Origin of the sequence: Xanthomonas theicola, assembly GCF_014236795.1 — a bacterium.
GTDB lineage: Bacteria > Pseudomonadota > Gammaproteobacteria > Xanthomonadales > Xanthomonadaceae > Xanthomonas_A > Xanthomonas_A theicola.
Window position 1 is genome coordinate 4,348,041 of the sequence record NZ_CP049017.1, and the last position, 21,975, is coordinate 4,370,015.

General features: G+C 70.4%; 20 protein-coding genes and 2 pseudogenes. 11 read left to right on the forward strand and 11 right to left on the reverse strand.

Features of this window, described 5'->3' with window-relative positions:
- The first annotated feature begins 292 nt into the window (after positions 1 to 292).
- Complete coding sequence (locus tag G4Q83_RS20350) at positions 293 to 1,045, forward strand: UdgX family uracil-DNA binding protein (RefSeq protein ID WP_246432185.1); 753 nt, start codon at positions 293 to 295, stop codon at positions 1,043 to 1,045.
- On the opposite strand, the gene G4Q83_RS20355 is transcribed toward G4Q83_RS20350, so the two are convergent.
- Complete coding sequence (locus G4Q83_RS20355; protein WP_246432186.1) at positions 961 to 1,938, reverse strand: class I SAM-dependent methyltransferase; 978 nt, start codon at positions 1,936 to 1,938, stop codon at positions 961 to 963. The two genes, G4Q83_RS20350 and G4Q83_RS20355, sit on opposite strands and share 85 nt — an antisense overlap.
- A gap of 245 nt (positions 1,939 to 2,183) precedes the next feature.
- Here G4Q83_RS20355 and G4Q83_RS20360 point away from each other — a divergent pair, with 245 nt between their 5' ends.
- The 3 genes from G4Q83_RS20360 (at position 2,184) to G4Q83_RS20370 (ending at position 5,675) form a co-directional block, all read left to right on the forward strand.
- Positions 2,184 to 3,821 (forward strand): Na+/H+ antiporter, encoded by a 1,638-nt coding sequence (locus tag G4Q83_RS20360; RefSeq protein ID WP_128419953.1) that lies wholly within the window; start codon positions 2,184 to 2,186, stop codon positions 3,819 to 3,821.
- A 148-nt stretch (positions 3,822 to 3,969) separates the two neighbouring features.
- A complete protein-coding gene (locus G4Q83_RS20365) occupies positions 3,970 to 4,917 on the forward strand; it encodes an ABC transporter ATP-binding protein (RefSeq protein WP_128419952.1) in 948 nt (315 codons plus the stop codon).
- Positions 4,914 to 5,675 (forward strand): ABC transporter permease, encoded by a 762-nt coding sequence (locus G4Q83_RS20370; RefSeq protein WP_128419951.1) that lies wholly within the window; start codon positions 4,914 to 4,916, stop codon positions 5,673 to 5,675. Before G4Q83_RS20365 ends, G4Q83_RS20370 begins: the two co-directional genes overlap by 4 nt.
- A 44-nt stretch (positions 5,676 to 5,719) precedes the next feature.
- On the opposite strand, the pseudogene G4Q83_RS20375 reads toward G4Q83_RS20370, so the two are convergent.
- Positions 5,720 to 5,961, reverse strand: a pseudogene (locus G4Q83_RS20375) (DUF3297 family protein).
- A 152-nt stretch (positions 5,962 to 6,113) separates the two neighbouring features.
- Here G4Q83_RS20375 and G4Q83_RS20380 point away from each other — a divergent pair.
- The gene (locus G4Q83_RS20380) at positions 6,114 to 6,659 is read left to right on the forward strand and encodes a DUF6630 family protein (protein WP_128419950.1); all 546 of its coding nucleotides are present in this window, start codon (positions 6,114 to 6,116) and stop codon (positions 6,657 to 6,659) included.
- A 73-nt stretch (positions 6,660 to 6,732) separates the two neighbouring features.
- Here the strand turns inward: G4Q83_RS20380 and G4Q83_RS20385 are convergent, their stop codons facing one another.
- Together G4Q83_RS20385 and G4Q83_RS20390 are read right to left on the reverse strand one after the other, a co-directional pair.
- The gene (locus G4Q83_RS20385; protein ID WP_128419949.1) at positions 6,733 to 8,643 is read right to left on the reverse strand and encodes a S8 family peptidase; all 1,911 of its coding nucleotides are present in this window, start codon (positions 8,641 to 8,643) and stop codon (positions 6,733 to 6,735) included.
- Between the two features lie 61 nt (positions 8,644 to 8,704).
- Positions 8,705 to 11,086 (reverse strand): YadA family autotransporter adhesin, encoded by a 2,382-nt coding sequence (locus G4Q83_RS20390; RefSeq protein ID WP_128419948.1) that lies wholly within the window; start codon positions 11,084 to 11,086, stop codon positions 8,705 to 8,707.
- Positions 11,087 to 11,298: 212 nt separating this feature from the next.
- Between G4Q83_RS20390 and G4Q83_RS20395 the strand changes: the two genes are divergently transcribed.
- Positions 11,299 to 12,675, forward strand: a complete 1,377-nt coding sequence (locus G4Q83_RS20395; protein WP_128419947.1) for a sensor histidine kinase — start codon at positions 11,299 to 11,301, stop codon at positions 12,673 to 12,675.
- On the opposite strand, the gene G4Q83_RS20400 is transcribed toward G4Q83_RS20395, so the two are convergent.
- From G4Q83_RS20400 to G4Q83_RS20410, 3 genes are all read right to left on the reverse strand, one after another.
- A complete protein-coding gene (locus G4Q83_RS20400) occupies positions 12,657 to 13,355 on the reverse strand; it encodes a response regulator transcription factor (protein WP_128419946.1) in 699 nt (232 codons plus the stop codon). The genes G4Q83_RS20395 and G4Q83_RS20400 overlap by 19 nt on opposite strands.
- Before the next feature lie 165 nt (positions 13,356 to 13,520).
- Positions 13,521 to 13,805, reverse strand: a complete 285-nt coding sequence (locus tag G4Q83_RS20405) for a DUF4031 domain-containing protein (RefSeq protein WP_128419945.1) — start codon at positions 13,803 to 13,805, stop codon at positions 13,521 to 13,523.
- Positions 13,806 to 13,813: 8 nt separating this feature from the next.
- A complete protein-coding gene (locus tag G4Q83_RS20410) occupies positions 13,814 to 14,287 on the reverse strand; it encodes a hypothetical protein (RefSeq protein ID WP_128419944.1) in 474 nt (157 codons plus the stop codon).
- A 267-nt stretch (positions 14,288 to 14,554) separates the two neighbouring features.
- Between G4Q83_RS20410 and tnpA the strand changes: the two are divergent.
- Positions 14,555 to 14,822 (forward strand): annotated as a pseudogene (tnpA, locus tag G4Q83_RS20415) (IS200/IS605 family transposase); the annotation flags it as partial.
- Positions 14,823 to 14,940: 118 nt separating this feature from the next.
- Here tnpA and motB read toward each other — a convergent pair.
- The 3 genes from motB to msrB form a co-directional block, all read right to left on the reverse strand.
- Positions 14,941 to 16,131 (reverse strand): flagellar motor protein MotB, encoded by a 1,191-nt coding sequence (gene motB / locus G4Q83_RS20420; RefSeq protein WP_185817276.1) that lies wholly within the window; start codon positions 16,129 to 16,131, stop codon positions 14,941 to 14,943.
- Positions 16,132 to 16,138: 7 nt separating this feature from the next.
- Positions 16,139 to 16,993 (reverse strand): flagellar motor stator protein MotA, encoded by an 855-nt coding sequence (motA, locus tag G4Q83_RS20425; protein WP_128421605.1) that lies wholly within the window; start codon positions 16,991 to 16,993, stop codon positions 16,139 to 16,141.
- A 221-nt stretch (positions 16,994 to 17,214) separates the two neighbouring features.
- The gene (gene msrB, locus G4Q83_RS20430) at positions 17,215 to 17,679 is read right to left on the reverse strand and encodes a peptide-methionine (R)-S-oxide reductase MsrB (RefSeq protein ID WP_128421604.1); all 465 of its coding nucleotides are present in this window, start codon (positions 17,677 to 17,679) and stop codon (positions 17,215 to 17,217) included.
- Positions 17,680 to 17,815: 136 nt separating this feature from the next.
- On the opposite strand from msrB, the gene G4Q83_RS20435 reads away from it, so the two are divergent.
- Together G4Q83_RS20435 and G4Q83_RS20440 are read left to right on the forward strand one after the other, a co-directional pair.
- On the forward strand, positions 17,816 to 18,256 hold the full coding sequence (locus tag G4Q83_RS20435; protein WP_128421603.1) for a hypothetical protein: 441 nt from the start codon (positions 17,816 to 17,818) through the stop codon (positions 18,254 to 18,256).
- A gap of 130 nt (positions 18,257 to 18,386) precedes the next feature.
- The gene (locus tag G4Q83_RS20440) at positions 18,387 to 18,764 is read left to right on the forward strand and encodes a baeRF12 domain-containing protein (protein WP_128421602.1); all 378 of its coding nucleotides are present in this window, start codon (positions 18,387 to 18,389) and stop codon (positions 18,762 to 18,764) included.
- Between the two features lie 82 nt (positions 18,765 to 18,846).
- Here G4Q83_RS20440 and G4Q83_RS20445 read toward each other — a convergent pair whose 3' ends face one another.
- The gene (locus G4Q83_RS20445) at positions 18,847 to 19,326 is read right to left on the reverse strand and encodes an AsnC family transcriptional regulator (RefSeq protein ID WP_128421601.1); all 480 of its coding nucleotides are present in this window, start codon (positions 19,324 to 19,326) and stop codon (positions 18,847 to 18,849) included.
- A 147-nt stretch (positions 19,327 to 19,473) separates the two neighbouring features.
- Here G4Q83_RS20445 and G4Q83_RS20450 point away from each other — a divergent pair, with 147 nt between their 5' ends.
- Positions 19,474 to 20,781: a D-amino acid dehydrogenase gene (locus tag G4Q83_RS20450; RefSeq protein ID WP_128421600.1), complete on the forward strand. Its 1,308-nt coding sequence runs from the start codon at positions 19,474 to 19,476 to the stop codon at positions 20,779 to 20,781.
- A complete protein-coding gene (gene alr, locus G4Q83_RS20455; protein WP_128421599.1) occupies positions 20,760 to 21,833 on the forward strand; it encodes an alanine racemase in 1,074 nt (357 codons plus the stop codon). Before G4Q83_RS20450 ends, alr begins: the two co-directional genes overlap by 22 nt.
- The last annotated feature ends 142 nt before the right edge of the window (positions 21,834 to 21,975 follow it).

Sequence of the window (21,975 nt, forward strand, 5' to 3'; positions counted from 1 at the left end):
CGCGATGGGGTGGTGCTGTTGGGGCTGGGGTGTTGCGATGGTGACTGCAACCGCAACTGGAGGCAGCAGCTGAAGCAAGATCAAGATCAAGCGCTTTCGCGCCTGTAGGCGCGAGTCGCTTTCTGAGGTGATGCCAGCGTGGAGCCTGGAGGCGTGGCGGGCGGCGTGGTGTACGCAGGTGGCGTCGGCGTCGGCGTCGCTGGTCTGGGAGGGGATGCGCAGGACGCGCTGTGGCGGACCTACTACGCCAACATCTTCAATCCGGCGCGGCTCAATCCCGATGCGCCAGGAAATGCCGCAGACGTACTGGAAGAACCTGCCGGGAACCCGCTTGCTGCCGGGCCTGATCCGCGATGCCGGGCAGCGCGTGCGGGAGATGGCCGAGCGCGTGCAGGAGCCGCTGCGCCGGCTTATTCCCGCGCCGTCACCGCCGGCCGCGATCGCCTCGAAGCGCTGCGCGCCGCCGCGCGCGACTGCCGCCGCTGCGTGCGGTGGCCCGGCCACGCAGACCGTGTTCGGCGAGGGCCCGCACGACGCCGCGGTGATGGTGGTGGGCGAGCAGCCCGGCGACGAGGAGGACCGGCCGTTCGTCGGTCCGGCCGGGCGCCTGTTCGATCGTGCGCTGGACGAGCTCGGCATCGCCCGCGCCGGGCTGTACGTGACCAATGCGGTCAAGCATTTCCGTTTCGAGCAGCGCGGCAAGGTGCGGCTGCACCGCAATCCCGAGCGCACGCAGGTCGCGGCCCGCCGCTTCTGGCTGGCCGCCGGGCTGGCGCGGGTGCGCCCGCGCGTCGTGCTGTGCCTGGGCGCGACCGCGGCGCGCGCGGTGCTGGGCAATGGCTTCGCGCTGATGGCGCAGCGCGGCCAGTGGCGGACGCTGGTCGATGGCGCCCGCGCCATGGCCACGGTGCATCCGTCGTGGCTGCTGCGCCAGCGCGGGAACCAGGCCGGCGAGGCAGCCTACCGCGGTTTCGTCGACGACTTGCGCGCGCTGGCGATGGCCGCGGAAACGCCGTGCAGCGCGGATGCGGAACAGCGCCGCTGATCGCGGCGTCGCGCCTGGCGATGCCTATGGTTGTTCCAAGGCCATCGCGCCCACGGCGCCGGCCGATGGCTCACAGCCGCTGCAGCATGTAGCTGTTCTCGAACCCATGCACGCAGCCCAGGACTATGGAAGCCATTGAAGCAGCCCGTGGCTCTGAGAAGATTGACCGCGGGGCCGACTTCCGGGGAGTGCTCGTGGTCGCCGTAATCGTCGAACACCACGAACCCGCCAGGCACCACGCTGGGCGAGTGCAGCAGGAAATCCAGCAGCACGTTGCGCCCGGTATGCCCGCCGTCGATATGCAACAGCGCGACCTGCGGCTTCATGTTGTAGAAGTGCTGGGCGCAGAACTCCGAGAAGCCGCGGATGAACAGCGCGTTGGGCAGCAGGAGTTGCCGGTAGTGGTCGAATTCTTCGAACTGGTTCGGCAATGCGAACGGATCCAGGCCGATCACCCTGCGCTCGCGATTGCTGACCTCGTTCATCAGCGCCAGCGACTTGCCCTTCCATACGCCGATCTCCACCAGGTCGCCGGGTACGCCTTCGAGCAGCAGGCACAGATATCCCAACAGCCGGACGTGATCGTGGAACGACAGCTCGCGCCGCTGCATCGCGTGTTCGGTGGGCAGGGTCGCCTGGGCCTGTTCGAAATGCTCGCCGATCAGGTGCCAGATCCGCGACACGCTGCCGTTCGCCGCCTGGCCGCTGATGAAGTTGTTGAGGGCTTGGATGGTAAGCATGGGGTCTCCGACGGCAACGGCACGTTGGGTTCGGGCCTGAGCGGGTAGCGGATCGATACTCTGCGGGGGCCGGAAAAAGTATAAGGGCGGGGCGTAGGGATCGTGCCGCCGATCGCCCGCGAACGCGCTGCGATGCGCGCCTGCAGGGGGCATGCGGCCACCGGTGGCAGGGCACCAGGCTGCACGCCGCCGTTCGCGGCTCCCGGCGTTCGCCCGTGGCGGTCCGCCGCCGCATGCCCCGCAGGTTCCGCCACAACGGCGCACCGCGCATGGTGTTCCGCGCCAGCGCATAAACGCCGCGCGCTCGCGCTACTGGACATCGCGCCTGCGGTGCGCTTTGCTTGCCGCTTCCCCCATTCATGATGCGGCGCCGGCGCGGCGTTGGCGTCCGGAAGAAGATGCATTCGATCGAAGTGGTGTTGGCGATGCTGCTGGCGGTGGTGGCCAGCGGTTATCTGGTGCGAATGCTGCCGTTCTCGCTGCCGTTGCCGCTGGTGCAGATCGGCCTCGGCGCGGTCATCGCCGGGGTGTTCAAGAAGGGCTATACGCTGGAGCCGGAACTGTTCTTCCTGCTGTTCCTGCCGCCGCTGCTGTTCCTGGATGGCTGGCGCATCCCCAAGCAGGGCCTGTTCCGCGACAAGGGCGCGATCCTGGAGCTGGCGCTGGGCCTGGTGGTGTTCACCGTGCTCGGCGCCGGCTTCCTGATCCACTGGATGATCCCGGCCATGCCGCTGGCGGTGGCGTTCGCGCTAGCCGCGGTGGTCTCGCCCACCGATCCGGTCGCGGTGTCCTCGATCGCGTCGCGGGCGCCGATTCCCAAGCGCCTGATGCACATCCTGGAAGGCGAGTCGCTGCTCAACGACGCGTCCGGCCTGGTCTGCTTCCAGTTCGCGGTGGCCGCGGTGATGACCGGCATGTTCTCGCTGGCCGACGCCTCGCTGACCTTCCTGTGGGTGGCGCTGGTCGGCGTCGCGGCCGGCGTCGCGGTCACCGTGGGCACCAGCCTGGCGCAGCGCTGGATCTGGCGCCAGGTCGGCGAGGAGCCCGGCGCGGCGATCCTGGTCAACCTGCTGCTGCCGTTCGCCGCCTACCTGCTGGCCGAGGCGATCGACGCCTCCGGCATCCTCGCCGCGGTCGCCGCCGGCATCAGCATGAGCTACGTGGAACTGAGCGGCCGCGCCCCGGGCAGCATGCGCGTGCAGCGCTCGGCGGTCTGGGACATGGTTCAGTTCACCCTCAACGGCATCATGTTCGTGCTGCTCGGCGAGCAGTTGCCGGGGATCGTGCAGGGCGCGGTGCACAACATCGATGAAGCCGGGCACCTCAATCCGTGGTGGCTGCTGGGGTATGCGCTGGCGATCTACCTTGGCCTGTTGCTGCTGCGCTTCGTCTGGGTATGGCTGTCGCTGCGCTGGAACCTGCTCAAGGCGCGGCGCCGCGGCGAGGCCCGGCGCAGCCCGCCGTGGCGGATCATCGTGGCCACGTCGCTGGCCGGGGTGCGCGGCGCGATCACCCTGGCCGGCGTGCTGACCCTGCCGCTGGCCCTGCCCACCGGCGCGGCGTTCCCGGCGCGCGACCTGGCGATCTTCCTGGCCAGCGCGGTGATCGTGACCTCGCTGCTGGTCGCCAGCGTGGCGCTGCCGCGGCTGCTGCGCGGCCTGGAACTGCCGGAGGAACCCAGCGACCGTTTGGAGGAGGACCTGGCGCGGCGCGAGTCCTCGCGCGCGGCGCTGGCGGCGGTGGAGAAACTGCGCCAACGGCTGGCGCACGACAGCGAACACGCCGATCTCTACAACGAGGCAGCGACTCGGGTAAGCGCCCTGTACCAGCGCCACCTCGACCATGGCGAGGCGATGGAGAGCGACCCGGAGGAGGCGCGACGGCTGGACGATGTGTTGCGCCAGCTGCGCCATGCCGGTCTGCAGGCCGAACGCCAGGAGCTGTTCAAGCTGACCCGTCAGCGCAAGATCTCCGACGAGATCGCGCGCCGGCTGATCCGCAACCTGGATTTGCTGGAGGCGCGGCGCAAGAGTTGAGGGCCGGGACTGGGGACTCGAGGGATATGCGGGGTCGTATGCCGGTCGGGCTGGCGGAGGCGGTGCCATGCTCGCAACGACGCTGCTGCTAGGCTCTTCGAGTCCCGAGTCCCGAGTCCCGAGTCCCGAGTCCCGCAAAGGAATCCGCGTGTCCCCGATCATTTCCATCCAACAGCTCACCAAGACCTATGCCGGCGGCTTCCAGGCCCTGAAGGGCATCGACCTGGACATCCAGCGCGGCGAGATCTTCGCCCTGCTCGGTCCCAACGGTGCAGGCAAGACCACGCTGATCGGCGTGGTCTGCGGCCTGGTCAATCCCAGCAGCGGCCGGGTGCTGGCCGATGGCCACGACATCGTGCGCGACTACCGCGCCGCACGCGCCAAGATCGGGCTGGTGCCGCAGGAACTGGCCACCGATGCGTTCGAGACGGTGTGGGCGACGCTGCGCTTCAGCCGCGGCCTGTTCGGCAAGCCGAAGAACCCGGCCTACCTGGAGCAGGTGCTGCGCGAGCTGTCGCTGTGGGACAAGCGCGACAGCAAGATAGCCACGCTGTCCGGCGGCATGAAGCGGCGCGTGCTGATCGCCAAGGCGCTGGCGCACGAGCCGAGCATCCTGTTCCTGGACGAACCCACCGCCGGCGTGGACGTGGAGCTGCGCCACGACATGTGGCAGATGGTGCGGCGCCTGCGCGAGCAGGGCACCACCATCATCCTGACCACGCACTACATCGAGGAAGCGCAGGACATGGCCGACCGCGTCGGCGTGATCGCCCGCGGCGAACTGGTGCTGGTGGAGGACAAGCGCACGCTGATGCGCAAGCTGGGCAAAAAGCAGCTGGCGCTGACCCTGCAGGCGCCGCTGCCGGCACTGCCCGCGGCGCTGGCAGCGCAGCCGCTGCAACTGTCCGCCGACGGCGCCACCCTGACCTATACCTACGACGTGCAGGCCGAGCAAACCGGCATCGGCCGCCTGCTGCGGCAACTGGAGGAGCACGGCGTGGAGATCAAGGACCTGCATTCCAGCGAAAGCTCGCTGGAAGAGATCTTCGTCAACCTCGTGCGCCCAGCCGCCGCCGGCGCGGAGGCGCGCGCATGAACCTGCATGCGATCGCGGCGATCTACCGTTTCGAGATGGCGCGCACCTTCCGCACCCTGACCCAGTCGATCGCCTCGCCGGTGCTGTCGACCTCGCTGTACTTCGTGGTGTTCGGCGCGGCGATCGGCTCGCGCATGGGCGCCATCGACGGGATCGGCTACGGCGCCTACATCATCCCCGGGCTGGTGATGCTGTCGCTGCTCAACGAGAGCATCTCCAACGCCTCCTTCGGCATCTACATGCCGCGCTGGGCCGGCACCATCTACGAGGTGCTGTCCGCGCCGGTGGCGTGGTGGGAGGTGGCGATCGGCTACGTCGGCGCGGCGGCCAGCAAGTCGGTGCTGCTGGGCCTGTTGATCCTGCTCACCGCGCGCGCGTTCGTGCCGTACCAGATCGCGCATCCGCTGTGGATGTTCGGCTTCCTGGTGCTGACCGCGCTGACCTTCAGCCTGTTCGGCTTCATCATCGGCATCTGGGCCGACGGCTTCGAGAAGCTGCAGGTGATCCCGCTGATGGTGGTCACCCCGCTGACCTTCCTCGGCGGCAGTTTCTACTCGATCGGCATGCTGCCGCCGCTGTGGCAGAAGATCAGCCTGTTCAATCCAGTGGTGTACCTGGTCAGCGGCTTCCGCTGGGCGTTCTTCGGCAAGGCCGACGTGCACATCGCGGTCAGCGCGAGCATGACCGTGGTGTTCCTGGCGCTGTGCCTGGCCGTGGTCTGGGCGATCTTCCGCAGCGGCTACCGGCTCAAGTCCTGAGCCGGCGCCGGCCCAGCCGGAGGCGCAAGGCAGCGGCGCTGCGCTCAGTCGGTTTCCAGGTAGTAGGCTTGGACCTTGCCGTTGACCGTCATCGTCGTCGGATTGCCGCGGCGGTCGCGGGCCTTGCCGACCTGCACGCGGATCCAGCCTGCGCTGACCGAATACTCGTCCACGTTGTCGCGTTCCACGCCGTTGAAGCGGATGCCGACGCCGCATGCGAGCGCCGCGGCGTCGTGGAACGGGTTCTGCTGGCTGATCGCAGGTGATCGGGAGCGGTGTCGGGCATCGTCGTGGGTTCGCTTGGCGGCGGGCGGCAGCGCCGTCTTCCTGGGAGCGAAGGATAAACGCCCGCGGCGGCGTCGCCGACGAATTCCGCCGCGCTTCCGTCGCCTCGCCCGGCACGGCACACTGCGCATCCCGCCGCACCGATCCGCCGCCATGCCCGACAACAGCGCCGACTACGACGACCCCGACGACCTGCCCGGCGACGCGGACGACGACGATCCCGACACCCGGCAGGGACTGATCTGGAACCTGCTGCTGCTGATCAATCCCGGCGACGAGGAAACCGCGCTGCGCCAGTTCGACGCCTACCGCGAAGCGGCGGGCGAGGCCGAGGACGAGGGCGACCACTGGCTGCGGACGCTGCAGGACGCCATCGACTGGACCTCCGGCTTCTACGTGGGCGGCGCCGACGCCGAAGCGCTGGTCGGCGCGATCGACGAACTGGCCGCGCGCTGGAACCTGCGCATCGACTGGGGCGGCGACCTCGACGACGAGGACTTCCTCGGCGCCCACGACACCGCCTCGCTGCTGGCGGTGGCCTACGACCGCCTGCGCGAGTACGGCTACAGCATCTGGTGCTGGGACACCGGCGGCGGCGACTGCGCCGGCTGGATGGCGCTGAGCCGCGACGACGAGGACATGCAGCGGCTGGCGGCGATCCTGGGCATCGACCTGCGCCCGGGCAGCGATCCGTTCTGAGCCGGTCGCGGCCGGATGCCGGCCCGCGCCGGGACGCACGGCGCCGCTTCCCGGCCGGCCGGACCGGCAGGCGCTACTGGCGCGCCAGCACCGAGACGTTGCCATAGCCTCCGCTGCCGCCCACCAGCGCGATGTAGTAGGTGCCGGCTTTCGCCGCCGCCACGCGCAGCGTCTGCGCGCTGCCGACCCGCGCCGACACCAGGTCGTAGCGGCTGCTGCTGGGTTCGGCGCCGTACTTGACGTACATCGCCACATTGCCGCCGCCGCCGTAGCTGAGGATGTTCAGCGCGGTGCCGGCGGTGGCCGTGTAGGCGAACATGAGCGTACCGCCTTCGCCGGTGCTCTGTCCGCCGGCCGCGACCCGGTTCGTCAGCGTGGTGGTGACCGGGGTGCAGCTGCCGCTGTTGCAGTTGTCCTGCACGTACGCGACCGCCGCCTCGGCATCGACGATGCCGCTGCCGATCGGGGTGGAGGCCGGTGGCCTGACCGGGAAGGCACGTGCGGTCCGGCGCAGCATGTCCTCCATCTGCGCCGGCGTCAGCGGGCTCTTGCCGGCCGTGGCGAGCGCGCTCTGCACCAGCGCGGCGACCGCCGCCACGTGCGGCGTGGCCATCGAGGTGCCGCTCATGCCGACGTAGGCATAGTCGCCGGAACCAGGGGTGGTCTTGCCGGTATACCCGGTGGACAGCACGAAGCCGTCCCAGCCGCCGTTGCCGGTGTCGCTGCCGCCGCCGCCGCCGGGACCGGCCAGGTCCACGGTCGCGCCGAAGTTTGAGTAGGAGGCGATGCCGCCGGTGATGCGCGTGGCGCCGACGGTGATGACGTTCTTGCAGCTCGCCGGGCTGAACTGCGCCGCGTTGGTGGCATCGTTGCCTGCCGCGATCACCACGACGCTGCCGTTGCCCACCGCCTGATTGATCGCGCTCTGCATCTCGTCGTCGCAGGTGCCCGGAGCGCCCAGGCTCAGGCTGAGGACCTCGGCCGGGTTGGTGTTGTCCGGCACGCCGTCGACGTGGCCGCCGGAGGCCCAGACGATCGCATCGGCGATGTCGGAACTGGACCCGCCGCACTGGCCGAGCACGCGCATCGGCAGGATCTGCGCGTCGTACGCCGCGCCGGCGCCGCCGATCGCGTTGTTGGTCAGCTCGCCGATGGTGCCGGCGGTGTGGGTGCCGTGCCAGGAGCTGTCCTCCGCCGGCAGGCCGCACGGGTTGTTGTCCTCGGTCCAGTCGCCGTAGTCCAGCGCGCCCGGCACGCGCGCGCCGCTGGCGCGGCGCGAGACCACCGGATTGCTGATGAAGTCGTAGCCCGGCAGCAGATGGTCGTTGTTCTTCAGGTCCGGATGGTCGGGCAGGATCCCGGTGTCGAGCACCGCGACCACCACGCCCTTGCCGGTGGACCTGGCCCAGGCCCCGGGCGCGCGGATGCCCCCGCTGCCGCCCTGCAGGTGCCACTGGCGCTGAGCATAGAACTTGTCGTTGGGGATCGCCGCAGCGCTGGCGGCCTGCCGCGTGTCGGCCGTGGCCGCGGCCACCTCGACCACGCCGCCGCGGAGGTCGTCGATCGGGCGCAGCATGCGCTCGAAGGCGGCGTACTGCACGTCCGGATCGGCGCGCAGTTCGGCCAGCAGCGTGGCCTGCTCGGCGCTGCTCAGGGTGCGCGCCACGTCCAGCAGGCTGGCGCCGGTCCCGGTGCGGCGCAGCACGCGTGCGCCGAGCGGGGCCGAGCGGCCGGCGCCGGCCGTGGTCCGCATCACGCCGGCGCGGCGCGCGGCCGAACGCAGGATCGCTACGCGGGTGCCGTCGGAAGGCACGCCGCGGTTGTATTTGACGACCAGACGGCTGGTGCCCGGGACGGTGGCGGTGCGGGCCGCCGGCGGTTTGCGCAGCATGGGATCCGCGTCCGCGGCATGGGCCTGGAAGGCGGCGGTGGCGAGGATGGCGCTCAACAGCAGGGTCCCGGTCGGCAGCGAAGCAGTGTTCATGGCAAAGGTCTCGCGAGGGATCGAACAGAGGGAAGGGACGGCGCCGCGCGCCGGGCAAGGCCTACAGGTCCACGCCGAAACCGACGCCGGCGGAGCGCTCGCTGCCGCTGAAGGCGCCGCCCAGGCTGAACGAGCCGCGCTCGCCGATCTTTCTGGCGTAGCCGACCGACAGCGCCTTCTCGCCGCCCTGGAAGCCGCTGCCGACCGCGATGCGGCCGCGCGGACTCTGGCTGCCGGCGGCGTTGACCGCCATGTTGAGCATGGCCGAACTCATCGCGCCCATGCGCTCGAGGCGGCGGTCCATGCCCTGCAAGCGGCGCGCGGTGTCGTCGCGCAATTGGGTGAAGCTGTCGTCGAACGCGGAGATCTTGCTGTCGGTGTAGCGGTTGGCCGCGCTCAGGGTGCGGCTGTCGCCGGCATTGACCTGGGCGAGGTTGGCGGCGTCGGTGTCGGCGCTGGCGGCGGCGACGTGGGTGATCTGGCGCTCGCTGCCGGCGCTGCCGACGGAGACGCTGCCGGCGCGGTCGGCGACCGCGCCGCGCCCGAGCGCCACGGCGTCGTCGGCGGTGACGCTGGCGCCCTGGCCGAGGGCGGTGCCGGAGGCGGCCGAGACGCTGGCGCTCTCGCCGAGCGCGACGGCGTTGGTGGCCGCGGCGGCGATGCGGGCGTTGGCGCCGACCGCGGTACTGCCGTCGGCGGCGACCCGGGCGTTGGCGCCCAGCGCGGTGTCCTGCGGGCCGTAGGCCAGCGCGTTGGCGCCGACGGCCAACCCGTTCTCGCCGTTGGCGGTGGCGGCCGAACCGATCGCCACGGCGTTGCTGCCCGCGCCGACGACGGGTGCCTGGCCGCCGCCGACCGCCACGCCGTTGCCGGCGAAGCCGGTCTGCAGGCGGCCGATGCGGCTGTCGAACACGTTCAGCGCCGCGTCGATGGCGCTCATGCCCAGGCCGATGTCGGTGTAGGCCTTGCCCTGGATCAGGTAGCTGCCGGCGCCGAGGGCGCTGGCGACGCCGCGCAGCTGCGCCAGATTGACCGCGTCGGTGGCCTCGGTCCCGGCGGCGACGCTGGTGATCTGCCGGGTCAGCCCGGCGTCCACGTCGCCGACCGCGACCGTGTTGCTGCGCTTGGCGTAGGAATGCGCGCCCAGCGCCACCGCGTTGGCGGCGGAGCGGTTCCAGGCATCGTCGACCCAGGTGCCGACCCGCGCGCCGTAGCCGATCGCGGTCGCATCGGCGCCGTTGGTCTGGGTGTCGGCGCCGAGCGCGGTGTTGTTGCCCTGGTACGTCGAGGTGGACGCGTTGCTGCCGAGCGCCGTGCTGTTGACGTTACGGGTCTTGGCGCCGTGGCCGATCGCCACCGAGTCGGCGTCCAGAGTTCCCGCATAGCCGCCGATCGCGACCGTGTTGGCCCCGAACGAGGCGGCACTGTGGCCGATCGCCACCGCGTCGGTGTTGCCCGGCGCGTTCGGGAACACGTTGGCGTTGTAGCCCAGCGCGATCGCGTAGTCGGACTGGCTTTGCGCGCCGGCGCCGAGCGCGATGCCGCCGACGCCGGTGGCGGCGGCGATGCTGACGCTGTTGCCGGCGCTTGCGGCCGCGGTGCTGACTCCACCGATCGCCACGCTGTCGACGCCGCCGGCCAGTGCGTTGTAGCCCATCGCCACCGTGCTGGCCGCGGTGCCGCGCGCGCCGAAGCCCGCCGCCGTGGCGAAGTCGGCGCTGGCCCGCGCGGTGTAGCCCAGCGCCGTCGACACGTAGCCGGTCGCCTGCGCCAGGCCGCCCGCCGCGGTGGTCCCGTCCTGGGTGGCCTGCGCGCGGTAACCGAGCGCGGTGCCCTGCACGCCGCTGGCCACGGAGCCGGTGCCGACCGCGGTGGTCAGCGCTTGCGTCGCCTTGGCGCCGCCGCCGAGCGCGGTGGCGGCCACGCCGGTGGCCTCGGTGGATTCCTGGTGGCTGCCGACGATGTTGCCGGCCTCGTCGTAGTCGAACACGGTGGCGATGCCGCCCACCGCCATGGCGGACTTGGCGGTGGCGTTGGCCGCATAGCCTGCCGCCAGCGCGAACGTGTCGGTCACCGTGGCCCCGGCGCCGAGCGCGATCCCGCCTTCGCCGAGCGCATTGCTGGCCTCGCCGATCGCGATCGCGTAGGGCTGGCCCGCGAAGGCGCCGACATCACCGGTCGCGTCGGTCCCGCCGACGATCTGGAAATGCTTGCCGGTATCGGCCGCATCCTCTGCCTGGCCGCTGTCGGCCGCGGTGGCGCCGGCCGCGTCGGCGTCGGCGTCGGCCGCCTGCGCGAACGCGGCACCGCTCGCCAGCGTCAGCGCCGCCAGCACCGCGCAATGCAGCAGGCGCCGGTTTGCGGCCCGGCGGTGGAGCGGAGCGGACATGGCGGCGTACTGGCGCTGCAGCCGCTCGAGAATGCCGTGAAGCGTCTCGTTCATTGGGAAGTCCCTGGCGTAGGAATGAGGGCGGCCGCCACACGCCGGGCGCGACGAATCCGGGGCGTCCGGGAGTTTCGTCGACCGTGTGCAGGGGCGTGTGGCACGTTAGTCGCCAGCGCTGCCGCGTGTCACCAAACAACGATTGCATCCGCTCACGCCGGATGTGAGGATGCGGATATTTCCCATGATCCCGGCCCGCGACCGCGTCCGTCATGAAATCCGTGTCCGCGTTTCGTTGGCTGGCGACGAGCAGGAACGACGATCCGATCCATCGCCGGCACGCCTCCTTCCTGCAGGCGTTGCTGATCGCGATCGCGCTGTACGTGCTGGGCGACATTGCGTTTTTCCTGTACGTGGCGCGGCCGAACGAATTGCTAGCCAGGCCTGAACTGGCCTTCGCCCTGGGCGGCAACGCGCTCGCTGCGCTGGGCGCGCTGGCCGGCGTGCTGCTGATTCGGTGCGGCCGCAGTCCGGCCGCAACCAGGGCGTTCATCGCCGCGATCCTGGCCGGGACGCTGCTGACCTACGCCAGAGTGGACATCTACGGCCTGATGACCGATCCGATGCCGGCGATCGCCCTGGCCCTGGCCGGCATGGTGCTGGGACGGCGTCGCCTGTGGCAGGTGTTCCTGGCGCTTGCGGCGACCTGCGTCCTGGCCTCGATCGTCCAGGCGCTCTGGAACGTCGCGACCCGCCCGGGCTGGGGCAACGCCGGCCTGACCCTGGGCGCGGTCGGCGCCTATCTGCTGCTCACCCTGGTTCTGGATCGCACCATCGCCGCGCTGCGCGACAGCCTGGTGGAATCGGAGGCGCGCAGGCGCGAACTGGAGCAGGTGAACCTTCGCCTGGTGCGCGAGATGGCCGAGCGCGAGCGCGTCCAGGCGCAATTGCTGCACGCGCAGAGGATGGAGGCGCTGGGGCGGCTGGCCTCCGGCGTGGTGCACGATTTCGACAACATCATCAACGTCATCATCGGCTACGCCCAGCGCCGCGACTCGCTGAAGGACTACGGTGTGGCGCCACTGGTCAAGACGCTGGAAAACATCGAGACGGCTTCGCGCCGCGCGCTGGCGGTCAGCCGCAAGATCCTCAACTTCGGCCGCGCCGAGCCTGGTATTTCCAGCGTGTTCGACGCGCGCAAGGCGCTCGTCGAGGCCGAGCCGATGCTCGGGCAGCTGTTCGGGCACGAGATCAGGCTGGAAGGCATCGCGCCAGGCGTTCCGCTATGGGTGGAGATGGATCTCGACGACCTGGAGCTGGCGGTGCTCAACATCGCCGCCAACGCGCGCGATGCGATGGACGGCCGCGGCGTGTTCCGCATCCGCGGCGAATCGCGGGACGGCCACGTGGTGCTGGCGCTGTCCGATACCGGTCCGGGGATCCCCGGGCCGTTGCTGGCCCGCATCCTGGAGCCGTTCTACACGACCAAGCCGGTTGGCAAGGGCACCGGCCTGGGCCTGTCGGTGGTCAACGACATCGTCGCGGCGGCGGGCGGGCGCGTGGAGGCCGGCAACGGTGCAGACGGCGGCGCCGTCATCCGCCTGCACCTGCCCGCCGCCGCGACGTCGGATCATCCGGCAAACAGGTAGCCCATTCCGCGCGAGGACAGCAGCGGGAACGGTGCCTCCTCCGGCGCGCTGAGCCTGGCCGCCTTGCGCCGCAGCCGGTGGACCAGCATCTCCAGCCGGTGCAGGTCGAAATCGCAGGCGTCCGCGTCCAGCGCCGAGATCAGCGCCTCACGCCCGACCGCCTGGCCGCGGCGCGCGTCCAGGCAGCGCATCAGGCTGCGTTCGAGCGTGGTCAGCACGACGATGCGGCTGTCCGGCGCGACCAGGCACCAGCCGTCGGACTCCAGCCGCCAGCCCGGCTTGGCCGCCGTCGCGTCGGGAGCGTCGGGAGCGTCGGGGCGCAGCCGCCGCGCCAGGTTGCGCAGCGTCAGCGCCAGGATTTCCGCGTCGGCCGGCTTGCGCAGGAAAGCGTCGGCGCCACCGCTCAGCGCGCGAACGTGGTCGGACCGGCGCAGGTTGCCGGTGAGCACGACGATGCCCAGGCCGTTGAACAGCGTGCGCAGATGCGCGACCACGCTCAGGCCGCTCTCGTCGGGAAGGCCGAGGTCGAGCACGATCATGTCGAAGCGGCATTCCAGCATGAGTCGGTACAGCGCGCCCGCGCTGCCGGCGCCGCGCGCCTCGAATCCGAACTCGCGCAGCCCCGGAATCAGGATGTCTTCGCGCAGGGCGCTGTCGTCCTCCAGGACCGCGACGTGCAAGGGCACATTGTCGGAAGGCGATGCGACGACTGACACGGTGCGGGCTCCCAGGTCGATCCGATCGCTCGCCAGACCTGCGGCCGGGCGAGGAGACGCCGTTCTGTCGGTCCGGCACGCCCTCGGGCGCTCGTGCGCCCCCTGCGCCCCGGCCCCACCCGTTCCCGCTCAGCCGGGCGTGCCGCGCGCCTGCGCGCGTGCCTGGCGGATCAGCGCCTTGATCAGGTCGCGATCAGTATGCCTGGAAACCGGGACCGCGCCCAGCCGGATCGCTTCGTCGCGCAAGGCGGCGGGCACGTCGTAGTGCACGCCGCTGGGCTTGTTCTGGAAGGCGCGGCGGGGGATGCCCAGCCGCGCCGCCATCGCATGCAGTTCGTCGAGCGTATCGGCGAGCAAGTGGCCCCAGCGCTCACCGCGCCAGGGATGCACTGCATCGTCGATGTACACCGCCATCGCGCCGATCAGGCCTGCGCGGGCTTGTCGCTGGCGTCCGCGTCGGCCTTGCGCGTATCGCCGGCATTGTCGTCGTCGCTGGCAGCGGCGCCGGTGTCATCGTCCGTGGCGAATTGGGCGACCAGCGCGTCCAGGTACTCGCCCGCGGTCTTGCCTTCGTCGGCGGCCAGGTCGTCGATCATCTGCTGCAGCTGCGGCGAGTAGTCCAGGGTGATGGTGTTGCCTTCCTGCTCCTGTGTGTTGGCCAGGTGCTTGAGCATCGCCAGCAGCGGCACCGGGTCGTCGGCGTTGCCCATGGTCTGGCCGCCGACCGCCAGCAGCCATCCGTTGCCCTGCAGGCCGATCGCGGCCAGCACCCGGCCGCTCTCGTCCTGCAGCACGGCGTGGTTGGCGATGGGCTGCTCGCGGCCCAACCGGACGAAACCGCGCTTGGGTTGCTGCTTCTTGCGCTTGTCGCGCTTGGCTTTGGATTGCTTGGACACGTTCGTCTCGCTCGCGGAGTGGCCGCCATTGTAAGCGGGGCCGAGCGGGCATGGCCTTCGGCAGGCTTGCCTACATGTTGCAGGCAAAGCTCACCTGACGACAGGTGTAGTCATTGCGTCCGGCGCGGCGCGTGCGCCGAACCGTCGCCTGCCGCGCCGGGTGTCGCTGCACCGCCTATTCGCCATATCCACCAGGAGATCCTGCAGTCGCTCATCGCTTCCCGGCGCTGCGGTGCACATTGCTGTCGCTGGCCGTCGCCGTCGCCGCATTCGATGCCCGACCACGTCCATATGCTTCTGGAGATTCCGCCGAAGTACGCAGTGTCGCAGGTAGTGGGTTACATCAAGGGGCAAGAGCGCGATCCATTTTGCCCGGGTATACGGGGAGCGGAAGCAAAGCTTCGTGGGGCAGAATTTCTGTGCCGGAGGGTACTTCGTTTCGACGGTAGGCCGGGACGAAGCGGTGATCAGGGCGTACATCCGGAACCAAGAGGCAGAAGATCGTCGACTGGATCGGTTGCAGCTATTGAGGTAACCGGCGCCGCCTTCAGGCGGCCCTTCCAGGGGAGGCGCACAGCGCCCCCGCCAGCCGCTTTGAGCGGCTCACACATCTAACGCCCCCGGCTTTGCCGGGGGGGGCGGGGGGGGGGGGCTTAGCGTTGCGCCGGACCCGTGGCCACCGCCGCCGATGACGTGGGCGCCGGCGCAGCCGCGCGCGGCTTGCCGGCGCCGGCGCCGTTGGCCGCCCGGATCGCTTCGCGTGCCGCGTCGGCGGCGGCCTCCGGGGCGGTGGTGCGCGGCGCCACGATCGGCACGGCCGCCGGCGTGGCCGCGTTCGCCGCCGGGGCTGCGGCCTTGGCCACCGGGATGGCGGCCGGCGCCGGCGCCGGCGTGGCCGCCGCCGCCACGCCCAGGTACGGCACCTTGGTGTCGGCGTCGGCCTGCGGCGCGCCCAGCGCCACGGCATGGCCGCTGCTGGTCAGCGCTGCGTCCTCGGCGTCCTTGGTCATCACCACGATGCTGATGCGGCGGTTGATCGGGTTGTCCGGGTTCTGCTTGTCGAACAGTACCGAGGAGGACAGGCCGACCACGCGCGAGACCTTCTCCTCGCCCATGCCGCCGACCACCAGCTCGCGCCGCGCCGCGTTGGCGCGGTCCGCGCTCAGCTCCCAGTTGCTGTAGCCGTTCTTGCTGCCGTAGGGCGTGAGATCGGTGTGGCCGGTGATGCTGATGTGGTTGGGCGCTTCGTTGATGAAGCCGGACAGCTCGTGCAGGATGTTGCGGGTGTAGGGCTTGAGCACCGCGCTGCCGATGTCGAACATCGGCCGGTTCTCCTTGTCCACGATCTGGATGCGCAGGCCGTCCGGAGTCAGGTCCAGCAGCAACTGGTCCTTGAACGGTTCCAGCGCCTGGCTCTTGTCGATCGCTTGCTTCAGCTCCTGCATCAGCGTCTCCAGGCGCTGCTTCTCCTTTTCGCGCTCGGCCGTCTTGCTCTGCACGTCGCCCTTCATGCTCCTGCTGCCGAACGGATCCTTGTTGTCGCCGCGCTGCGGGTCCGCCGCGCCGCCGAGCTTGATCATCGAGGTGCTGGCGCCGCCGGGGCCGGCCATGCCGGGACTCGGCGCCGGGCTCTTGCCTTGCAGCGGGCTGGGATTGCGGAAGTATTCGGAGATCGCCGCGCGCTGTTCCTTGGTGGTCGCCGCGACCAGCCACAGCACCAGAAAGAACGCCATCATCGCGGTCACGAAGTCGGCATAGGCCACCTTCCAGGCGCCGCCATGGTGGCCGCCGCCCTGGACCTTCTTGACCCGGCGGATGACGACGGTGGCTTTGGCTTCGGGCATGACGGCGCTACTTGACCGTCTTCAGGTGCGTTTCGAACTCGGAGAAGCCCGGGCGCACGTCCGACGGCAGGGTCTTGCGCGCGAATTCCAGCGCGATCTTCGGGTTGTAGCCGCGCAGGCAGGCCAGCAGTGCGGTCTTCACCGATTCGTAGATGCGGCTGTCCTGCTCGGCGCGCGCTTCCATCGCCGCCGACAGCGGGGCGACGAAGCCGTAGGCCAGCAAAATGCCGAGAAAGGTCCCGACCAGCGCGGCGGCGACATGGTGGCCGATCTCTTCGATCGGGCCGCCGATCGCGCCCATGGTGATGACGATGCCCAGCACCGCGGCGACGATGCCGAAGCCCGGCAGGCCGTCGGAGACCTTGGCCAGCGCATGCGAGGGCGCCAGCGCCTCGTGGTGATGCTTTTCCAGTTCCAGCTCCAGCAGCGGCTCCAACTCGTGCGGTTCGATGTTGCTGCCGATCATCAGGCGCAGGCAGTCGGTCATGAAGTCGAGCAGGTGGTGGTCGGCCAGCACCTTCGGGTAGTTGCCGAAGATCGCGCTCTCGGTGGGCTTCTCGACGTGGTCTTCCAGTGCCATGAAGCCGTCGCGCCGCGCCTTGTTCAGCAGTTCGTAGATCAGCGTCAGGACGTTCTTGTAGTCCTCGGCCTTGTACTTGGGGCCCTTGAACACGGCCAGGATGCCGGCCAGGGTCTCCTTCACCGTCTTGCCGGGGGTGCTGACCAGGAACGCGCCCAGCGCCGCGCCGCAGATGATGACGACCTCGTACGGCTGCCACAGCGCACCAAGCTTGCCGTGCGAGAGCACATAGCCGCCGACGACGCTGACGACGACGACGAGGAAGCCAACAATGATGAGCATGGCGGGAACAGCCTGCGAGCCGAGAGCGGGGATACTTCCATTTCGGCCCGGCGGTGGCTTTCTGAAGCCGGTACCGCCGCGGCGCCGGCGCCGCGGCGCGGCCGGAGACAGGTGCAAACGCCGCTGCGGCGGCGCCTGGCGGCGGCCGCGGCCAGGCGTGGACGAACCAGTAGACAACGTGGCGTGGCGCTGGTTTCCGCGTGGCGAGGCCGCGGCACCGGTCAGGCGGGTTCGGCGTCGCCGCCGTCGCGCCGCAGCGGGTTCGGCAGCGCCTGGCCCTGCGCAGTGAACTGCAGCGACACCGAATTCAGGCAGTGCCGTTCGCCGCTGGGCGGCGGGCCGTCCGGGAACACGTGGCCGAGGTGGCTGTCGCAGCGCGCGCAGACGATCTCGGTGCGGACCATGCCGTAGCGGGTATCGCGGATCTCGCGCACGTGGGCCGGGTGGTAGGGTGCGAAGAAGCTGGGCCAGCCGGTACCCGAATCGAACTTGGCGCCGGAACGGAACAGCGGCAGCCCGCACAGCCGGCAGGTGTAGACGCCCTCCAGCTTGTTGTCCAGGAACACGCCGCAGAACGGCGCCTCGGTGCCATGCTGCAGCAGCACCCGGCGCTCCTCGCCGTCGAGCCCGGCGATCAGGCGCTCGCGTTCGGCGGACGCGGGGGATGAGAGGTCGAATCGGCTCATGGCAGTGGTGCCTTCTTCGCAGCGCAGAGAGTCAGTTGGACATGAGGGCGGCAGGTGCGCGATCAAGCCGTCGCGTTCACCCCGCGCGCAGGCCCCGCGCGCTAGGCTGCGATCCCGAGTGGATTGCGGAACCGCCATGTTGCTTCCCCGCCTGTGGTTGCTGTCGCTCTGCGCGCTGATGCCCTGTCTGGCTGCGGCGCAGAGCCTCGATGCCGCCCCGAAATCGCCCACCGCCACGCGCCAGTCCACCGCGCTGAAGCCGGTGCCTGCACCCGCCTCCGCGCCGGCGCCGACGACCTCGCCATTGCCCAGCAGTCTGGGCCAGCGTGCGCAGCCGGCGCCGATTGCGCAGCAGGGGCCCTCCCGTCCTGCTGCACCTGCGCCCGGCAACACCGCGTCGTCGGCCGCGCTTCCAGGGACCCCGGGCGCGGTGCCTGTGCCGGCCAAGGTCTACGATCGACGCGGGCAGTTGCTGCCGGGCGCGGTCCAGGTCGGCCCCAACCGCGTGCTGGATACCCGCAACGGCCGCTATTACAGCACCGTGCCCAGCGGCGACGGCCAGCGCATCGACGAGTAGGCGCCGCGCGGCCGCGCGGCGTGAACGCGCGGCCAACGTTGCGTGGCCGCGGTCCTCACGAACCGCTTCCTAGACTGCCCCGACCCAGGCGCCGCCGGCGCCGGCGCCGTCCCTTTCGCTAGGAGAACCGATGAGCAAGCTTCCCGACAACACCCTGGTGGTCGTCGCCGACCGCGCCAGCGCACGCCTGTTCCGCACCAATCTGGCCGGCGAGACCTTGCTGCTGGAGCAGACCGAGGTACTGGCCCCCACGCCGATCGAAGGCGTCGAGGACGGCGACCGGCCGATGACGATGGACGAGGCCGGCTTCGTCCGCCAGCTTGCCGAGCGCCTGTACCAGAGCGCGCTGCGCAGCGATTTCGAGCACCTGGTGCTGGTCGCCGACCCGCAGACGCTGGGCCAGCTGCGGCCGTTGCTGCACAAGGAAGTCCAGAAGCGGGTAGTGTCGGAACTGGCCAAGAACCACGCGCACACGCCGCGCGACGAACTGGAAAAGTTGCTGGCATAAGCGCGCCCGTCGCGCCGGTCGGCGCCACAGGGGCAGCGTGCGCTCCTGCGGCTTCGACGCCGCCCGGTGCGCCGCGGCCGCGTCAGTCGGCGATCGGCAGGCTCAGCGTTTCCTTCACCTCTTCCATCACGATGTAGCTCTTGGATTCGCGCACGTGCGGCAGGGTCAGCAGCGTGCTGCCCAGCAGCTTGCGGTACGAGGCCATCTCGCTGATCCTTGCCTTGATCAGGTAATCGAAGTCGCCCGAGACCAGGTGGCATTCCAGCACGTTGGGCAGTTTCAGCGCGGCGCGGCGGAATTCCTCGAAGATGCCGCCGGACTTGTAGGCCAGGCTGATCTCCACGAACACCAGCAGGCTGGCCTTGAGAGAGTGCGGGTCCAGCCGTGCGTAGTAGCCGGTGATCGCGCCGTCGCGTTCCAGCCGGCGCACCCGTTCGGTGCACGGCGTGGTCGACAGGCCGACCCGCTCGCCGAGCTCGGTGAAGGAGATGCGCCCGTCCTGCTGCAGGATGCGCAGGATCTTGCGGTCGATCTTGTCCAGTTCGCGGGGGCGTGCGGCCATGGCGCAGGTCTCGATAGACTTGGACAGGGCATTGGCCTGCAGGACGTGCGAAAATCAGGGGAAAATTCTGGGTTGTGCTGCATATACTGCGCCTAAACCCATCCGTGGCGCCATCCAGCCAGGGATTTGATCCGACGAGGTGAGCGCATGCGGGTTCTGGTTCTCGGCAGCGGTGTGATCGGCACGGCCACGGCGTGGTACCTGGCCCGCGCCGGCTGCGACGTCGCGGTGATCGATCGCCAGCCCGCGGCCGGGCTGGAGACCAGCTATGCCAACGCCGGCCAGGTGTCGCCGGGCTACGCCTCGCCGTGGGCGGCGCCGGGCGTGCCGTTGAAGGCGCTGCAGTGGCTGTTCCAGCGGCACGCGCCGCTGGCCGTCGCCCCGACCGCCGACATCCACCAGTACCTGTGGCTGGCGCAGATGCTGCGCAACTGCACCGCCGAGCGCTATGCGGTCAACAAGGCGCGCATGGTGCGGCTGTCCGAATACAGCCGCGATTGCCTGGACCAGTTGCGCGCCGACACCGGCATCGAATACGAAGGGCGCCAGCTCGGCACCACCCAGCTGTTCCGCACCCAGGCGCAGTTGGACGGCGCGGCCAAGGACATCGAAGTGCTGCGCGCGTACGGCGTGCCCTACGAACTGCTCGACCGCGCCGGCATCGTCCGGGTCGAGCCGGCGCTGGCCAGCGCCCCGGCCACGTTGGTCGGCGCGCTGCGCCTGCCCAACGACCAGACCGGCGACTGCCGCCTGTTCACCCAGCGCTTGGCCGCGCTGGCCGCCGCGGCCGGCGTGCAGTTCCGCTACGGCGAGGCGATCGAGGGCCTGCTCGCCGATGGCGACCGCATCGACGGCGTGCGCAGCGGCGGCGGCCTCGAGCGCGCCGACCGTTACGTGGTCGCCCTGGGGAGTTATTCTCCGCAGTTGCTGGCGCCGCTGGGCATCCGCCTGCCGGTGTATCCGTTGAAAGGCTATTCGCTGACCTTGCCGATCCGCGACGCGGCGCTGGCCCCGATGTCCACGATCCTCGACGAAACCTACAAGGTGGCCATCACCCGGTTCGACCAGCGCATCCGCGTCGGCGGCATCGCCGAATTGGCCGGTTTCGACCTGTCGCGCCCGGCGCGGCGCCGCGCCACCCTGGAAAAAGTCGTGAACGATCTGTACCCGCGCGGCGGCGATCTGGCCCGCGCCGAATTCTGGACCGGGCTGCGCCCGGCCACCCCCGATGGCACGCCGGTGGTCGGCGCCACCGGCTACCGCAACCTGTTCCTCAACACCGGCCATGGCACGCTCGGCTGGACCATGGCCTGCGGCTCCGGTCGCTACCTGGCCGACCTGATCGTCTCGCGTCAGCCGCAGATCAGCGGCGAGGGCCTGGACATCTTCCGTTATTCGCGCGGCGCGTCGGCGCCCGTCGCCGAGGCCAGTTTGTGCGTCCAGCCCGTGCGCTGATCGATCTCGATGCGTTGCGCCACAACTATCGTCTGGCCCGGCAGCTGGGTGGCGGCAAGGCGCTGGCGGTGGTCAAGGCCGATGCCTACGGCCACGGCGCGGTAGCCTGCGCGCGCGCGCTGCAGGCCGAGGCCGACGGTTTTGCGGTGGCCTGCATCGAGGAGGCGCTGGAACTGCGCCAGGCCGGCATCGCCGCGCCGATCCTGCTGCTGGAAGGTTTCTTCGACGCCGACGAACTGCCGCTGATCGCCGAATACCGGCTGTGGTGCGCGGTGGCCTCGCCGTGGCAGGTGGACGCGATCGCCGCCTATGCCGCGCCGCAGCCGCTGTGCCTGTGGCTGAAGCTGGACAGCGGCATGCATCGGCTGGGTCTGGCGCCGGCGCTGTTTTGTGCGGCGCACGCCCGGCTGAGTGCGCTGCCGCAGGTCGCCCAACTGGTACTGATGAGCCATTTCGCGTGCGCCGACGAACTGGACAGCGCCCGCACCCTGGAACAGGCCCAGGTGTTCCGGCAGGCCAGCGCCGGCCTGGCCGGGGAGACCAGCCTGTGCAACTCGCCGGCGCTGCTGGGCTGGCCGCAGCTGCGCAGCGACTGGGGACGTCCTGGATTGATGTTGTACGGCGCCGATCCGTTCGCCGCCGCCGCCGACCTGCCTGGCCAACTGCGGCCGGTGATGACCCTGCAGTCCAGGATCATCGCGGTGCGCGAGCTGGCCGCCGGCGAACCGGTCGGCTACGGCGCGCGCTTCGTCGCACCGCGCCCGACCCGGGTCGGCGTGGTCGCGATCGGCTACGCCGACGGCTATCCGCAGTTCGCGCCCAACGGCACGCCGGTGCTGATCGACGGGGCGCCCGGCGAACTGATCGGTCGGGTCTCGATGGACATGCTGACCGTGGACCTGACCGCGCACCCGCGGGCCGGGCTCGGCAGCGAAGTGCAGCTGTGGGGCGCGCAGCCGCGCATCGACACCCTGGCCGCGCGCTGCGGCTCCAGCGCCTACCGTCTGCTGTGCGGGCTCAAGCGCGCGCCGCGCCAGTACCTGGGCGGCTGAGGAAAGCCCGCACCTGCATCGGCAGGGTCGTGGGAAGCCCCTGCAGCGCGCCCGCCAACCTACACGCTCCCTGTAGGAGCGGCTCCGGGTGGCCTCGGGCCATCGGCCGCGACGGGCCTTTGCCGGCAAGGTCGGTCGCGAC

Excerpts from the sequence above, each read along its gene's own strand:
- G4Q83_RS20350 (WP_246432185.1), top strand. The coding sequence starts at position 293 with ATGCCGCAGACGTACTGGAAGAACCTGCCGGGAACCCGCTTGCTGCCG.
- G4Q83_RS20355 (WP_246432186.1), bottom strand. The coding sequence starts at position 1,938 with ATGCCCCCTGCAGGCGCGCATCGCAGCGCGTTCGCGGGCGATCGGCGG.
- G4Q83_RS20360 (WP_128419953.1), top strand. The coding sequence starts at position 2,184 with ATGCATTCGATCGAAGTGGTGTTGGCGATGCTGCTGGCGGTGGTGGCC.
- G4Q83_RS20370 (WP_128419951.1), top strand. The coding sequence starts at position 4,914 with ATGAACCTGCATGCGATCGCGGCGATCTACCGTTTCGAGATGGCGCGC.
- G4Q83_RS20380 (WP_128419950.1), top strand. The coding sequence starts at position 6,114 with ATGCCCGACAACAGCGCCGACTACGACGACCCCGACGACCTGCCCGGC.
- G4Q83_RS20385 (WP_128419949.1), bottom strand. The coding sequence starts at position 8,643 with ATGAACACTGCTTCGCTGCCGACCGGGACCCTGCTGTTGAGCGCCATC.
- G4Q83_RS20390 (WP_128419948.1), bottom strand. The coding sequence starts at position 11,086 with ATGAACGAGACGCTTCACGGCATTCTCGAGCGGCTGCAGCGCCAGTAC.
- G4Q83_RS20395 (WP_128419947.1), top strand. The coding sequence starts at position 11,299 with ATGAAATCCGTGTCCGCGTTTCGTTGGCTGGCGACGAGCAGGAACGAC.
- G4Q83_RS20405 (WP_128419945.1), bottom strand. The coding sequence starts at position 13,805 with ATGGCGGTGTACATCGACGATGCAGTGCATCCCTGGCGCGGTGAGCGC.
- motB (WP_185817276.1), bottom strand. The coding sequence starts at position 16,131 with ATGCCCGAAGCCAAAGCCACCGTCGTCATCCGCCGGGTCAAGAAGGTC.
- motA (WP_128421605.1), bottom strand. The coding sequence starts at position 16,993 with ATGCTCATCATTGTTGGCTTCCTCGTCGTCGTCGTCAGCGTCGTCGGC.
- msrB (WP_128421604.1), bottom strand. The coding sequence starts at position 17,679 with ATGAGCCGATTCGACCTCTCATCCCCCGCGTCCGCCGAACGCGAGCGC.
- G4Q83_RS20435 (WP_128421603.1), top strand. The coding sequence starts at position 17,816 with ATGTTGCTTCCCCGCCTGTGGTTGCTGTCGCTCTGCGCGCTGATGCCC.
- G4Q83_RS20440 (WP_128421602.1), top strand. The coding sequence starts at position 18,387 with ATGAGCAAGCTTCCCGACAACACCCTGGTGGTCGTCGCCGACCGCGCC.
- G4Q83_RS20445 (WP_128421601.1), bottom strand. The coding sequence starts at position 19,326 with ATGGCCGCACGCCCCCGCGAACTGGACAAGATCGACCGCAAGATCCTG.
- G4Q83_RS20450 (WP_128421600.1), top strand. The coding sequence starts at position 19,474 with ATGCGGGTTCTGGTTCTCGGCAGCGGTGTGATCGGCACGGCCACGGCG.